The organism is Porphyromonadaceae bacterium W3.11 (assembly GCA_030434245.1).
Taxonomy (GTDB): Bacteria; Bacteroidota; Bacteroidia; order Bacteroidales; family Porphyromonadaceae; genus Porphyromonas_A.
The window spans coordinates 147251-162764 of record JAUISX010000002.1; the positions used below are offsets into that span (position 1 = coordinate 147251).

The 15514-nt window shown below is 42.2% G+C and carries 14 protein-coding genes; 12 read left to right on the forward strand and 2 right to left on the reverse strand.

Annotation, left to right across the window (positions count from 1 at the left end; translation table 11 throughout):
* Positions 1 to 292: 292 nt before the first annotated feature.
* Together metK and QYZ87_03240 are read left to right on the forward strand one after the other, a co-directional pair.
* On the forward strand, positions 293 to 1561 hold the full coding sequence (metK, locus tag QYZ87_03235; protein ID MDN4753544.1) for a methionine adenosyltransferase: 1269 nt from the start codon (positions 293 to 295) through the stop codon (positions 1559 to 1561).
* A 415-nt stretch (positions 1562 to 1976) separates the two neighbouring features.
* Positions 1977 to 2984 carry a malate dehydrogenase gene (locus QYZ87_03240; GenBank protein ID MDN4753545.1) on the forward strand — a complete coding sequence of 336 codons (1008 nt, stop codon included), beginning with the start codon at positions 1977 to 1979 and terminating at the stop codon, positions 2982 to 2984.
* 441 nt (positions 2985 to 3425) lie between these two features.
* Here the strand turns inward: QYZ87_03240 and QYZ87_03245 are convergent, their stop codons facing one another.
* Positions 3426 to 4568, reverse strand: coding sequence for an IS256 family transposase (locus QYZ87_03245; GenBank protein ID MDN4753546.1), 1143 nt, complete (start codon positions 4566 to 4568; stop codon positions 3426 to 3428).
* 485 nt (positions 4569 to 5053) lie between these two features.
* Between QYZ87_03245 and QYZ87_03250 the strand changes: the two genes are divergently transcribed.
* From QYZ87_03250 to QYZ87_03280, 7 genes are all read left to right on the forward strand, one after another.
* Positions 5054 to 6415, forward strand: a complete 1362-nt coding sequence (locus QYZ87_03250) for a hypothetical protein (GenBank protein ID MDN4753547.1) — start codon at positions 5054 to 5056, stop codon at positions 6413 to 6415.
* 389 nt (positions 6416 to 6804) lie between these two features.
* Positions 6805 to 7575, forward strand: a complete 771-nt coding sequence (gene lptB, locus QYZ87_03255) for an LPS export ABC transporter ATP-binding protein (GenBank protein ID MDN4753548.1) — start codon at positions 6805 to 6807, stop codon at positions 7573 to 7575.
* The gene (gene recR, locus QYZ87_03260; GenBank protein ID MDN4753549.1) at positions 7568 to 8194 is read left to right on the forward strand and encodes a recombination mediator RecR; all 627 of its coding nucleotides are present in this window, start codon (positions 7568 to 7570) and stop codon (positions 8192 to 8194) included. The genes lptB and recR overlap by 8 nt, the downstream gene beginning before the upstream one ends.
* Positions 8195 to 8245: 51 nt before the next feature.
* On the forward strand, positions 8246 to 8878 hold the full coding sequence (gene pyrE / locus QYZ87_03265; GenBank protein MDN4753550.1) for an orotate phosphoribosyltransferase: 633 nt from the start codon (positions 8246 to 8248) through the stop codon (positions 8876 to 8878).
* Positions 8879 to 8899: 21 nt separating this feature from the next.
* Positions 8900 to 9337 (forward strand): hypothetical protein, encoded by a 438-nt coding sequence (locus QYZ87_03270; GenBank protein ID MDN4753551.1) that lies wholly within the window; start codon positions 8900 to 8902, stop codon positions 9335 to 9337.
* A gap of 3 nt (positions 9338 to 9340) precedes the next feature.
* Positions 9341 to 9820, forward strand: a complete 480-nt coding sequence (locus tag QYZ87_03275; protein ID MDN4753552.1) for a hypothetical protein — start codon at positions 9341 to 9343, stop codon at positions 9818 to 9820.
* Positions 9821 to 9844: 24 nt separating this feature from the next.
* Complete coding sequence (locus tag QYZ87_03280; GenBank protein ID MDN4753553.1) at positions 9845 to 11065, forward strand: uracil-xanthine permease family protein; 1221 nt, start codon at positions 9845 to 9847, stop codon at positions 11063 to 11065.
* Here QYZ87_03280 and QYZ87_03285 read toward each other — a convergent pair.
* Positions 11059 to 11505, reverse strand: a complete 447-nt coding sequence (locus tag QYZ87_03285; GenBank protein ID MDN4753554.1) for a hypothetical protein — start codon at positions 11503 to 11505, stop codon at positions 11059 to 11061. The genes QYZ87_03280 and QYZ87_03285 overlap by 7 nt on opposite strands.
* Before the next feature lie 111 nt (positions 11506 to 11616).
* Between QYZ87_03285 and miaB the strand changes: the two genes are divergently transcribed.
* The 3 genes from miaB to rfbB are packed head-to-tail and all read left to right on the forward strand — an operon-like array spanning position 11617 to position 15459.
* Positions 11617 to 12990: a tRNA (N6-isopentenyl adenosine(37)-C2)-methylthiotransferase MiaB gene (gene miaB / locus QYZ87_03290; GenBank protein ID MDN4753555.1), complete on the forward strand. Its 1374-nt coding sequence runs from the start codon at positions 11617 to 11619 to the stop codon at positions 12988 to 12990.
* 3 nt (positions 12991 to 12993) lie between these two features.
* Complete coding sequence (hemN, locus tag QYZ87_03295) at positions 12994 to 14373, forward strand: oxygen-independent coproporphyrinogen III oxidase (protein MDN4753556.1); 1380 nt, start codon at positions 12994 to 12996, stop codon at positions 14371 to 14373.
* Positions 14374 to 14391: 18 nt separating this feature from the next.
* On the forward strand, positions 14392 to 15459 hold the full coding sequence (gene rfbB / locus QYZ87_03300) for a dTDP-glucose 4,6-dehydratase (protein ID MDN4753557.1): 1068 nt from the start codon (positions 14392 to 14394) through the stop codon (positions 15457 to 15459).
* Positions 15460 to 15514: the final 55 nt, after the last annotated feature.

The window sequence follows — 15514 nt, forward strand, 5'->3', positions numbered from 1 at the left end:
TACTCATATCATCACACATTATAGTGATTTTGAAAGAAAAGATGAATAATCCAATGAGATTATGTATCTTTGTGGACGAAGAAAAAAATTTACAAACCATTGTCGTGTTTGGTCGTGGAGAGATTTGTGCTGCTTGCAACCACGTAAAAAGAATGCTAAAGAGGCTGATTATTTAGCAGTCCTTTATGGATTTGGGATTCTATATCCCTCCTATCTCTGTTATTCACCACCTTCTTTCATAGCATATTCTCCACACTTACTCGGCATTAATTGATATATAATAATCAACATTATGAGTAAGAATAGTTATCTTTTCACCTCAGAGTCAGTAAGCGAGGGGCACCCAGATAAGGTCGCCGACCAGATTTCTGACGCCATCTTAGATGATTTCTTAGCACAGGACCCAGAGAGCAAAGTAGCATGCGAAACCCTCGTCACTACTGGCCAGGTAGTTATTTCTGGAGAATTTCGCAGCGAAGCATACGTGGATATACCTCGCACTGTTCGCCGTGTAATCAATGAGATTGGATATAACAAAAGTGATTATCTCTTTGATGGTAATTCGTGTGGTATATTAACTGCCATCAATGAACAAAGTCCTGATATTCACCGAGGAGTAGTCAGGGAAAGTGCCGAAAGCCAGGGAGCAGGAGACCAAGGTATGATGTTCGGCTATGCAACTAATGAGAGTGACAACCTCATGCCCCTACCAATAGAACTCTCCCATACCATTCTCCAAGAACTCTCACGCATCCGAAAGGAAGATCCCGAGCTTATGCCTTACCTTCGCCCAGACGCAAAGAGTCAGGTAACACTGGAATACAATACTGACCGGACCGCGAACCGCATACATACGATCGTAGTGAGTACCCAACACGATGAATTCGTCAAGCCTCACGATGGTATGCAGCAAGAACAGGCAGATCGGATAATGCAACAAAAGATCAAAGAGGACATTAAGAATATAGTCCTCCCTAAGGTAATCGAAAAGTACTCTCACAAGGTGCAAGATCTCTTTGATGATAACATCATTTTTCACGTTAACCCAACTGGGAAGTTCGTAATTGGTGGCCCTGCAGGCGACACTGGACTTACAGGAAGAAAAATCATCGTGGATACCTATGGTGGTCGCTCTGGACACGGAGGAGGTGCCTTCAGTGGAAAAGACAGCAGTAAGGTAGATCGTTCCGCTGCCTACGCCACAAGACACCTGGCTAAGAACCTTGTCGCAGCAGGTGTTAGCGACGAAATAAAAATACAAGTCGCTTATGCTATAGGATTAGCTGAGCCCGTCAGCCTCTTTGTGGATACCTATGGCAGATCCAATGTTGGTCTTTCGGACATAGAGATCTCCGAGAAGCTCAAAGAGATATATGACCTCCGTCCATACAGCATAGTGAAGAATCTTCGCCTTAAGGCACCAATATATCAGGAGACTTCAGCTTATGGACACATGGGTAGAACTCCAAGAGCGGCAGAAAAATTTGGACAGCAAGTAGATTTATTTACTTGGGAAGAACTCACTCTAGTTGATTTCTTTAGAAAAGAATTCAACATATAATATAGAATGATACGCAAAGTGTTATTCTCACAGATTTTATAGAAAATCTGGCGAAAGCTTACAAGATGGATATGATATCAAGTGCTAAGGCTTTAGATATGGGGAACGTATTAATAAGACCAAACCCGAATGCCGAAAGCAACACAGTAAATAGCCATCGTGCATAGCTCTCAAATAATAACATTCATATCTCAAACGCATAAAATCAATAAGAGTCCTTGCGGAGCTTTTTACAGCTAGCAAGGACTTTTTTGGGCTTTATTAACTACTGAATTACACAAAAAAGATTAAATATCAACTTCAATAGAGAAAAGTTTCCCTTATTGATTTATTTTTATTATTTTTGTGTGCGGATTAAGATATCGAATAAATGACAATATATTACGGTATATAAACTAAAAAAGAAAGAAGGAATATGTATTTTTTGACAAACGATAAGCTGGTCATTGTAGGAGCTGCTGGAATGATTGGTAGTAACATGGCACAAACAGCAGCAATGATGAAACTAACGCCAAACATTTGCTTGTATGACGTTAACCCTACTGCTCTTGAGGGAATGATAGAAGAGATGCATCACTGTGACTTTGATGGCATCAACATGACTTACACCACCTCTATCGAAGAGGCATTTACAGATGCTAAATACATTATCTCATCAGGTGGTGCTCCTCGTAGAGATGGCATGACAAGAGAAGATCTACTCAAAGGTAACGCTCAGGTAGCCGCTGAACTAGGACAGAATATTCGCAAATACTGCCCAGATGTTAAGCACGTTACAGTTATCTTCAATCCTGCAGATATAACAGGACTCGTCACCATGCTTCATGCTGGCATCGAACCCAATAGAGTAACCACTCTAGCGGCTCTAGACAGCACCAGACTTCAGAGCGAATTAGCAAAATACTTCAATGTCTCACAAGATGAGGTTACGGGTGCTCGCACCTATGGAGGTCACGGAGAAACTATGGCTGTCTTTGCCTCTCAGGTAAAAATTGCAGGTACACCACTGATTGTCTTAGTAGATACAGAAAAACTCCCTCGCGAGGATTGGAATGAACTACGTGAACGCGTCATTCAAGGTGGTGCGAACATCATCAAACTTCGTGGTCGCTCTTCTTTCCAAAGCCCTGCATACCTATCACTAGAAATGATTCGTGCTGCAATGGGTGGAAAGAAATTTGACTGGCCAAGTGGATGCTATATGAACACAGAGAAGTTCAAGCATATTATGATGGCGATGGAGACCGAGATACTTCCTGACGGTACCGTTACTCACAAAGAGATCCAAGGTACACCTAAAGAGATGGCGGATCTAGACGCTAGCTACGAACACCTATGCAAATTGAGAGATGAGATTATCCAAATGGGGATTATCCCTCCTGTAAGTGAGTGGCACACTCTAAACCCCCACATTGATGCTTAAGTAAGAGGGGGGGTGTGCTGCAGCTAGTGATTGTACCCCTTTAGTGAATGATTTATTCACATTATCTCAATAGACTAGCTACGACCAACACCTCCTGATTAGATAATAGAGGCGAGCAATATATTTCACTTTCTGGACCATTAGAAATAATTTCTACGGTTACAGCAAAGGAAAATATATTGCTCGCCTCTCTTTTTATATCACAAAAACTATCCGCAGACATCTAGATGATTTTTTCGGTAGTGTCCCCAAAAGTGTGTACGGCAGAATGCGTCTCTGAAAAGCAAACCTACATATTTTTTCGCTTTGTTTTCCATAAACATTAAAGATAGACCAATAAAGAATTAAGGCAAGGCTGTCGTAGCACCGCGGAGACACCGCCTTGCCGTATTCTTTTAGGTTGATATCTTTGTGTTGGAAAATAAAGCACATTGTTGTTATTTACTTTTCATTGTTCTTCCTAAGTCCAAGAGTTAGATCTCCTATTCTTTTCTTCAGATAGTTTGCATTGATTGCAATACTACCTATCAAGTGTAGAGCGGATTCTACGCTAGGTAATGCACATTTATATCGAGCCCCTTTCTTTACCTGTCTATTGAAGCGTTCTATCCAGTTAGTACTATGAATGTACTTGCGAACACTGACGTCGTATTTTAGGTATGTGAAGTAATACTCTATCCTCTGACCGTTAGCTATTTTTGTGAGAAAAGGATAGCTCTTACGCCATCTGAACGCAAAGTTTTTAAAGCTCTCTAGGCCATCTAAAGGTGAGCTTCTTGAGCCGTCTTTACTAAAGACCTCCTGTAGATCACTTGCGATGGCTGACTTATCTCGAGGGCGTATCTTTCGAGTTATTTCTCGCTGTAGATGCACCGTGCAGAGCTGGACTTCCACTTCTGTAAAGTGCTCACGTGCAACCTCTTCAATGTTATTCAACCCGTCTGAAATGATTAGTCCTACCTCTTCGAGTCCTCGGCTTTTTAGATCCTCAAAAAACTCGCCCCAGATGCCGCTTCCCTCTGTTGGATTATTATAGACACCCACGATGTCTCGACGTCCTTCGCTATCTAAACTCATCACTACAAAAAATGCCTCCTTGCTCACACTTTCTCCTCTCCGTACAGGAAGATATGTAGCATCGATAACAAGTGCCTCTAAAGTCCTCGGTAGACGTCTTTGACGCCACTCTTCTACTGCTTCTTGGGTCGATAAGGAGAGACGATTGATTTGACTCGTACTATAACGTTTACCATACAAACGCTCGAATACTCCAGAGATATCCTCCATCGTATTACCGCAGCTATATAGATAACCTGCTAGTTCTCCCATCTCTTTCTCTTGATCTTTGAGAACGCCTAAAATCAAGGGCATGAAGCCCTGCTGTCGAGTTCGGGGTACTCGTAATTCTAGCATATTACCACTCGCAAAGATGCGACGGGGGCGGTATCCATTGCTCACATCGCCACTATCTTCTTTATACAGTTCCCTCTCCCCTTGCATCGCTATTTCGATGATTAACTCCATTAAACGACCAACTCCATTTGGCTCTGTCATCACGTTTGATAGAATTTCCTTAAATTGCATTTGTGTAAGTCTCATCTTCTTGTTTATCTTTTGTTTTTAACTTTTCAAAGATAACATTCTTGGGACTTACACACTTTTTGGGGACAGTATCATTTTTTCTTTTCATAACGAAAAATTCAAGCTCTATAGATAAATATTAGTACCTGCAAAAGTGTCCTTTTTTTCAGGAATACAAAGTAAAATAAAAGACGGCTTTCCAGATAAATATCAACTCTAAATACTTATTCTAGTATGACAAAAGAACACGTAACGGGGAACAGCAATAAATAGCATCTTTCATAGCAGATTAGCAGACGTACGTTCCAACATTTTTATATCCATTTATATTTACGACGAACATACTTAAAGGGCTCTGAAATATAAATATAAAGTCGTAGCTTTGTCAGGTTTAAAAATAATAGATTATTTACGATTCCATAAATCATATAAAGAACAAGAATACGATAGGTATTCAGTAAGTGTAGCTTTAAATATTAGAATAAGAAATGAGAAAAATTAGAATTTATGCGATTTTACTTGTTGTAGTAGCTTTCACAGCATGTAAAAAGGATGATTTCAAACCCCATTTAGGTGTAGATCTTGAGGAGAATGAGCTTGTTTTTTCTTTCGAGGGAGGAGAGCAGTCATTCACGGTTGACAGCAACGAAGAATGGTTTGTATCAGAGACTCCAAATTGGATAAACGTTATCGTATCTGATATTCCTTCAACACGTTCAGCGGAATTGTCTTATGAAAAAGGAATAAAAGAAATAACAGTTCAAGTTAAAGAAAATCCAGAAAACAAAACAAGAGTCTCCGAAGTCCTATTGATTTCTAAATCAAAGAACCAATTAAAAATAGGAATAACACAACAGAAAAGACCTCGCCTATTGGGCTATTGGATTCTAAGCGAAGGGAACATGGGCAAAAATGACTCGGAAATAGCTTGGTTTGATATTGCAAAGGGCGAAGTTTCGAAAAAACAGTTTAAGGCCATAAATGGAAAGAAACTGGGAGATACAGGCAACTCATTAAAAGTCTATGGGAGTAAAATGTACATCGCTGTTACAGGCCCTGGATTTGGAGCAGGATCAGAAGAAGGAACTAACTATGTTGAAGTTTTAGATCTAAAAACAGGTAAATCTATTAAACGACTACCTTTTCAGGATAAGAATGGTGCACCAGCAAAGCCTCGTAATATTATTTCCGAAGGAGGTAAATTGTATATTAGCAGTTATTCAAATGAGGTTGTTCGACTTGATACACTTTCTCTTGAACTCGATGGTCACGCAGCATTAAGCGGCACCCTAGCTGAGGGTTTAACTTACTATGACGGAAACATCTATGTGTGCAACTCAGGGCAAGGAGCAGACAATAAAATATCTGTTGTAAATGTATCAACAATGACCGAAACAAAGATTATTACAACAGCAAAAAATCCAACGGGAATCGTATCTGCAAACAATGGCATACTCTATTTTAATACCAATTATCCAGAATATGCTCTCTATAAATTGAATCTTAGTGATGATAGCATCAATAAGATAGAGGACGTTAATGCCTCCGATATAACGTACAAGAATAATAAAGTTTATACGTGTGAATTTAATTGGTCACTATTACAAGGTTCAACCAATGTAATAGATGTCCTATCAGGCAAGGCATCTTCTATTGATCTTGATTTAGAAGGTGCTGGGATTTCCCTGCTCATGGAATATCATATCGGTACCATCAACAACTCTAATTATCTTTACTTAACAGGAATGGGACAAGATGTTGTAATATTTGACCCATCTACAAATAAAATTGTCCACGCGATACAAACAGGTGTTGCTAATGCCTGCGGAGTTGTGGCTGTATATGAGTAAAGTAATCACATAACTTTACCCTTACATTATTTACCTCCGAAATAAGTTCTTATTTCGGAGGTTTTTACATCAATTACACTGGCATTAGTTCTAAGACTCCACTATACTTTATGAAATGTCCCACAAAAAGCTATTCTCGAAAAATTTTCGATAGAAATCGTCTGAATGATTCTATTATGGATAAGGTACAGAGTGCTAAGATTTAGGTCAAAGAGAACATACTTAAGGTACATGCCAAAACTGGAAAGCAATCACTGCTCTCAGCAGATAACCTCTCCGCAACACTCTCCATGAGTGAGTGATTTCTATTTTTTGAGAGTTCTGGTTCTAAAAGGTTTCAAAAAAAGGTATCTTTGTGGAGATAAGGGAGATAAAGGAGAGATATACTTATGAAATTAAGGACAGAGGATTTAGTAAAGAAATATAAGAATAGAACCGTTGTTAATCACGTATCCATCGAGGTAGAGCAAGGCGAAATTGTGGGCTTGCTAGGACCTAATGGTGCGGGTAAGACAACCACTTTCTATATGACCGTAGGACTAGTTACGCCGAATAATGGACGGATCTTTTTGGATGAAGAAGAGATTACCAAAGAACCCATCTATAAACGAGCACGATTAGGGATAAGCTATTTAGCACAAGAGGAATCTATCTTTCGGAAGATGTCGGTAGAAGATAATATTTTGGGGGTCTTAGAGATGACTGGTAGGACTCGTCCTCAGCAGATAGAGAAGCTAGAGTCCTTGATTGCTGAGTTTGGCCTTGAGAAGGTGCGTAAAAACCTTGGGGAACGGCTCAGCGGTGGTGAGCGGAGGCGTGCTGAGATCGCACGATGCTTGGCAATTGACCCAAAGTTCATTATGCTAGACGAACCATTTGCCGGAGTCGATCCCATCGCTGTACAGGACATCCAGCTGATCGTGTCTAAACTAAGGGAGCAAAACATCGGCATCCTCATTACTGACCATAATGTCCATGAGACATTATCCATCACAGACCGTGCCTATCTGCTCTTTGAGGGCAAAGTGCTATTCCAAGGGACGGCTGAGCAATTAGCTGAAAACCCTACGGTACGGGAGAAGTATCTGGGTACAGACTTTGTACTACGAAGGAGAGATTTCAAGGGTGTTTCAATGACGAAGAAGGAGGAGCATGCATAACCTAGACCATTTCTCCCCTCTTCTTCAGCGAGCAGTAGATTCCTTCAGTAAGCTTCCTGGTATCGGCAGGAAGAGTGCTCTACGCCTAGCACTCTATCTCTTGAAGCAGGATAAGGACTTTACTCATGAGATAACTGACGGGCTCAATGCCTTCATTGATGGGATTCAATACTGCCATAAGTGCCACAATATTTGCGATAGTGATCTCTGCTCCATCTGCTCGGACCCTCGGAGAGATAGCAGAATGCTCTGTGTGGTTGAGAATGTACGTGATGTGATGGCGATCGAACGAACTGGGCAGTACAATGGCTATTACCATGTACTAGGTGGGATTATATCCCCTATGGATAGCATGGGCCCCAATGACTTATTCATCGCAGATATTCCAGAGCGAATAAAAAAAGAGGGCATCAAGGAGGTAGTCCTCGCTCTTAGTACCACCATGGAAGGAGATACCACCAACTTTTATATCTATCGCTTACTTAAAGACCTAGATGTATTAGTAACGGTTATTGCTAGAGGTATTTCTCTTGGTGACGAACTGGAATATGCGGATGAGCTCACACTCGGCAGGAGCATTGAGCACCGCATTAACTTTGCCTCTACGCTACGAGAGTAAATTTAGTTTTTGTATCTTTGGTGGATTTTATAACAGTGTAATAGATATATCATGGAAGAAGTAGCAAAAAACATAGCAAAGATGCTTATGGAGGTAGAGGCTGTAAAGCTAAAGCCAGAAGCACCTTTTACTTGGGCATCAGGCTGGAAGAGTCCTATATATTGTGACAATCGCGTTACCCTTTCAAGCCCTCGCGTTCGCACCTACATCAAGGAGCAGTTGGCTGAATTGATCAAAAGAGAATTTCCAAACGTCACCGCCATCAGTGGCGTCGCTACTGGGGCTATCGCACAAGGGGCTTTGGTATCAGATCTATTAGCACTCCCCTTTAGCTACATCCGCTCCAAGCCTAAGGATCATGGGATGGAGAATCTTATAGAGGGTAGAGTATTGCCAACAGATAAGGTGGTCGTAGTCGAGGATCTTATTTCCACTGGGGGCAGTAGTCTGAAAGCTGTAGAGGCTCTTCGACAATACGGATGCGAAGTCCTTGGCATGGTGGCCATTTACACACACGGATTGGACACATCTGTTAAGGCTTTTGAAGAAGCTGGTGTCAAGCTTTACACCCTCAGTAATTATAACACCGTGATACAAGAGGCTATCGCTAGTCAATACATCACAAAGGAGCAAGAAGCAACCCTACAGGAGTGGAGGAAAAGTCCTGACACTTGGGGTAAATAATAAAATATAGATTATACGGACATGCAAACCATTACGAGCAGGCCTTTTGAACTAAAAAAAGATATCAATACCATCTTTGGCTTGGTGCAGAACCCCTCTTCCCTAAGCCCTATCATTGAGAAGTTTCACGACCGCATCCCCGCTAAGATAGCCATCCTTAAGGAAAATCAAATTTCGGTAGATACTGGTGCTATGGGTGAAATAGTTATGGAGCGTTCTCAAGTGCTCGCTCCAAATTTGGTAGAGTATCATTCTGTCAAAAGCCCCGTCCCCGTTAAGCTCTCCATCAACCTTACTGAGCATGGAGCAGATACGACACTGGGACAGATTTCTATACAAGCCAGTGTACCAGCTTTTCTGTCGGGTATGATCAAGTCAAAAGCAGAGCCAATCATGGCTGAGCTAGCTAATAACTTAGAGAAGATTGACTTTGATAGACTTTTAGGCACCTCTAAGTAGTAAATGAAAATTAAGACAAAGATCAAAGCAGGGATGGTAGTGACCGCACTACTATTCTTGCTTTTTTCTTGTGATAATGATTCACCCCTACCTAATGCAAATATCCCTATGGCCTCTGCCAATCTACAGATAGATTTGAATCATGAGGGGAGAGAGCTATTGGAGCCATTAGCGTTTAGAATCTATACCGAGCCTCAATTTTATAACGAACACCTAGGGCACTGCGGCCTATTGATCGTTCATGGACTTTCGTCCGACCAGCCCTATTCGGTATATGATTTGATTTGCCCATACGACTACCCTGAAAAGGTGGCGATTAGGATCATAAAGGACAACTCTCTAAGATCCGCAGAATGCCCCAAGTGTCATACCATCTATGACCTATCGATGGGTATTGGCAATCCCACTAGCGGAGTAGGTCAGTCCCCTCTATTACAATACCAAATAAGTAAGAGCGGTCAGATGCTCTATATACACAACTAGAGATTATAAAGGAACTTAAAACTCATGGAAAGCAATAACACTCTTTCAAAAGGAAAGCTCACAATTGTGGGCATACAATATTTGTTTGTGGCATTTGGTGCCACCGTATTGGTCCCATTACTCACGGGATTGGATCCAGCCACAGCTTTATTCTCCGCAGGAGTAGGAACTCTCATTTTTCACTTTGTGACGAAGGGTAAGGTGCCTATTTTCTTAGGTAGCTCATTCGCATTCATCGCTCCCATTGTCAGTGCGACGGAGATATTCGGACTTGGAGGTGCCATTTTCGGCATCATGGGGGTTGCATTCGTATATATCGTAATGTCTTTGTTGGTAAAGTCCTTTGGACTCAAATTCATCAATAAGCTTTTCCCTCCTATAGTGATAGGTCCGATCATCATGTTGATAGGCTTATCTCTCTCTGGCTCTGCTGTTAACATGGCTAAGAACAATTGGACTCTAGCCTTTATATCCCTCGCAGTAGCGATAGTTGTAACACTATATTCTAGAGGGCTACTGAAACTTATACCTATTTTCTGTGGTATCGTGGTTGGGTACCTTGTTGATCTAATTTTCTTTGGCGTGGATTTCACTCAGGTACATGAAGCGGCATGGTTCAGCCTTCCTCACTTTATCCTACCCGACAGGTGGGAGTGGGCTCCGATTCTATATATGATTCCAGTAGCGATAGCCCCTGTGATTGAACACATTGGGGATCTATATGTTGTGAATGGGGTGACGGGAAAGAATTTTGTCAAAGATCCTGGACTTCACCGCACCATGTTGGGTGATGGATTAGCTTGCTTATTTGCTTCGCTTATCGGAGCTCCTCCAGTTACCACATACTCAGAAGTGACAGGAGCCATGACCTTGACCAAGATTACTCACCCAGCGACCATGCGTATTGCAGCAGTAACTGGGATCGTCTTCGCTATGATAGGAAAGGTGAGTGCCTTATTACAGAGTATTAATTCGGCTGTGCTAGGCGGGATTATGTTGCTTATCTTTGGGACCATTGCTGGGGCTGGGATTAATACCCTCCTGAATGCGAAAGTCAACTTAAGCAGTGCTCGCAACTTAGTCATACTATCGGTAACCCTCACTACAGGAATAGGTGGAGCGGCACTATCATTCGGAAGATTTACATTCGCTGGCATAGGGCTATCTGCCATTATCGCTGTCCTCCTAAATCTCATTCTACCAGAAACAAAAGAGGATAGAAAGAAGACCGTAGAGAACTATTGATACCTGTGATTGTATCTGCTGCCTAGCACCTCCTTTAGGATAATTCCTCGACGGAGATCTTTTCGTAAGGACTCATGGATGAACCAAGGATCTACCCCACCTTGTTCATCCATGTGTTCATCTATTATCTCAAGCTCAAGATCATCATCATTGACAAACGCTGTCTCCTGAAATATATACCCTCTGCCTTCAATAAAAACAGGCTTTTTGGGTTCAGGAAGTTTCTCTTCTATTTGCTTATCAGCTGACTTCTCCTCTTTCCCTTCGTTATAAAACTCTTCCCATTCATCAAATTCACTGAGGAGTTCATCCTCATCCTCTAGGGTCTTGACCTGCTGATCTAATAGCTCATCTAAGCTATCAACCTTGTAAGTGCGTTTGATGAGATTCCATATATATAGGAATGCTATTAAAGCAATAATGATTAATATTACTTCCATTTTATTTGTAATCCTTAATTGAGTAATCTAACGGTCTGTATCATTAAGTTTCAGTAACTTTGTCTTCAAAAGTAACCTTTTTGTGCTACTTTACCAAAATTAGAAATATAGATGACTGACATTAAGATAAATAATCAAGAGCAGCCTAAGCTCCTTTATCTCGAAACCTATGGATGCCAAATGAATGTGGCTGATTCAGAAGTGGTCTTCGCTGTTATGGAGACCGATGGATACGGGATGACGGAGGATCTAACTGAGGCTGATGCCGTTTTTCTCAACACCTGTTCTGTGCGCGACAATGCGGAACAAAAGGTAATCAATAGACTGACTCAGATAGACGCTCTTCGAAAGAAACATAACCCCAATATGATTATCGGCGTGCTAGGCTGTATGGCAGAGCGTGTCAAAGATAGATTGCTTGAGGAGCACCACGCCGATATAGTGGTGGGACCTGATGCCTATCTGGACTTACCTAACTTAGTGGGGGCAGCAGAGCGTGGTGAGAAGGCCATTAACGTAGAGCTCTCTACAGAAGAAACCTATAAGGATGTGATCCCTCTGAAGCTAGAGGGGCTCCACATCTCGGGCTTTATCTCCATAATGCGTGGTTGCAATAAGTTCTGTAGCTACTGTATTGTCCCCTACACTAGAGGTCGGGAACGTAGTCGTGAGGTTGAGAGTATCCTCAATGAACTTAAGCACATGGTAGAGCTTGGCTATCGAGAGGTAACCTTGCTAGGACAGACGGTTAATTCATACCACTATGTAGCTCCTGATGGAGATGTTTATGACTTTCCTAGGTTGCTCGACTTAATAGCAACTACTGCTCCCAATATGAGGATCCGCTTTACCTCTCCTCATCCTAAAGACATGACTGATGCCACCATCGAGATGATGGCGAAGCACCCTAATATCTGTAATCATATCCACCTACCTCTCCAAAGTGGTAGCAATACGGTACTGAAATATATGAAACGGGGCTATACTAGAGAGTGGTTCCTAGATAGGGTGGCTAAGATTCGCGAACTCATCCCAGACTGTGGGATCTCGACAGATATCTTTTGTGGTTTTCATGGCGAGGGTGATGCCGAGTTTCAAGAGACGCTGGATATCATGAAGGAGATTCGATTCGATTCGGCATTCTTATTCAAATATTCAGAACGACCTGGGACTTACGCTGCGAAGCGATTAGAGGATCATGTCCCTGAAGAGGTTAAGCTCGAACGCTTACAGAAGATGATAGACCTTCAGCAACTTATTCAGGAGGAAAGCAATAAGAATGATATAGGAAAGGAGTTTGAAGTCTTAGTCGAGGGTTTCTCAAAGAAAAGCCGAGATCAATACTATGGCCGAACTCAACAGAATAAGGTGGTTGTCTTCGACAAAGGTGATCATAAGATTGGGCAATTCGTAAATGTGGTAGTAGATGAAGTCTCGAGTGCTACACTTATAGGGCATTCAATAGAAAGTAGTAGAAGAAGTTGAATTATGATGAGCGATGCTCTAATAAAGAAGTACAATATCCCTGTACCTCGTTATACTAGTTATCCCCCAGCAAACCTTTTTACGGACAAGTACACGGCGGATGACCTGACCAAAGATATTATCAGGAGCAACGAAATGGGTTCGCGGTCTGTATCGTACTATATCCACACCCCTTTCTGCCGCCAAATCTGTCATTACTGTGCATGCAATAAGCAAGCGATGCCTAAAATGGAGTCAGAGGTGGTGCGATACTTCCAGTACATTTATAAGGAAATCCAACTCCTCCAAAGATTAATAGATCCTGAACGCCCGATAGCACAGATACACTTCGGTGGTGGCTCCCCTAGCTCGGTGCCTTTTCATTTTATTGCAGAAGTCCTAGAGCAATTAACCCATGGATATGCCCTCCGAGAAGAAGCTGAGATAGCCATTGAGGCCCACCCTGGGTTTCTCTCTAAGGAGCAGTGGAGCTCATTAATCGGACACTCCTTTAATCGCTTTAGCATTGGAGTACAAGATTTTAACCCAGAGGTCTTACGTGCTGTTAATCGTCGTCCCTCAGAGGTGGAGATACGTGAAGTGGTAGAGCGTATTCAGGACGCTGGTAAGCGTGTCAATTTAGATTTTATTTACGGGCTCCCACTCCAGACACCCGACTCTTTTGAACGTACTATCGAACACGCGGTAGAGCTTCGTCCTAATCGGTTAGTCACCTTCTCCTATGCTCACGTGCCATGGATCTATCCTCAGCAAAAAATGTTAGAAAAGGCTGGACTTCCTGGGGTTGATGAAAAAAAAGAGATGTACGATAGGGCTGCTACATTGATGACCTCTGCAGGGTATGTACAGGTTGGACTCGACCATTTTGTACTCCCTGATGACCCTCTGGCTCTGGCTCTCAAGCAACACACACTGCATCGCAATTTCCAAGGATACTGCCCATTGGAGCTGTCAGGACAGGTTTATGCCCTAGGTATCACTGGGATCTCACAGCTTCACAACTCTTATGCTCAGAGTGTCAAGGATCTCCCAGCCTATTATAATGCTATTGACCATGGACAGTTACCTACTCGCATCGGCTATAAGCTGAGCTTGGAGGAGTCTTTAGCTAGAGATATCATTACCGACTTGATGTGCAATTATCGCACCAGCCCTCTAGAACATGCTAGGAGACATGGACTGAAGGTTGAGCGGTTAGAGCAATTAGACATACTACAATACCCAAGATTACTAGAGATGGCCAATGATGGGATCGTCAGCATTGATAACGAAAGCATACTAACGATGAATCCTGAAGCCCATCTTTTCGTAAGAAACGTGGCCTCTACATTTGACATTCATTATCATCCTGAGAACCCTAAAGGGTACTCCAATCCAATTTAACTTCAAGAACCTCAAACTATGACGACCTTTTCTAAGAGTATTTTAGTTACAGGAGGAGCCGGATTTATTGGTTCCAACCTACTTTTACACCTAGTCCCTAACTATCCAGAGTATCACATCATTAACCTCGACGCACTCACTTATGCTGGTAGCTTGGCTAATCTCAAAGAGATAGAGGATTATCCTAATTATTTCTTTGAACATGCTGACATAGCAGACGAGGCTGCAGTGATGGAAATCTTTAAGAAGCACTGCGTGACACATGTCATCCACCTAGCAGCAGAGAGCCATGTTGATAGAAGCATCTCAGACCCACAAGCTTTCGTCCATACCAATGTTAATGGCACGGTCAATCTACTGAACGCAGCCAAGACTTACTGGGATGGCCATTACGATGGCAAACTGTTCTACCAAATCTCCACAGATGAAGTATATGGCTCGCTTGATATAAATGAGGACGCGTTTACAGAAAAGAATAGGTACGACCCTCACTCTCCATACTCTGCAAGTAAAGCATCTGCAGACCATTTCGTTCGTGCATACCATGACACTTACGGACTACCGATAGTGATCAGCAACTGTAGCAATAACTACGGACCACTCCAATTTCCAGAGAAGCTGATACCACTTGTCATTAGGAACATCATTCACCAAAAACCCATTCCGGTATATGGTGACGGATCACAAATTAGGGATTGGCTATATGTACAGGACCATGTGGACGCAATTGATCTTATTTTGCGACAAGGGAAACCTGGGCAGACCTATAACATCGGGGGGCACAATGAGTTGAAAAATATAGAACTAATTAAGATCCTAATCGAAGCAGTGGATCGTAATCTAGGAAATCCCGAGGGACACTCTCTGCCATTAATCAAGTTTGTAACCGATCGTCCAGGCCATGACGTCCGATATGCTGTAAACTCGTGTAAGATTAGCAGGGAGCTGGGATGGCAACCCAAACTAACCATCAAGGAGGGACTACAGAAGACCGTCGCTTGGTATCTGACTAATCAAGACTGGATGGAGTACGTCACGAGTGGTGCTTATCAAGAATATTACGATAAGCACTATGGTGCCAAATAGCCACCCATACGAGAGGTGATCACATCTGCCCTAGCCTGTACTAAATGACTCCTAA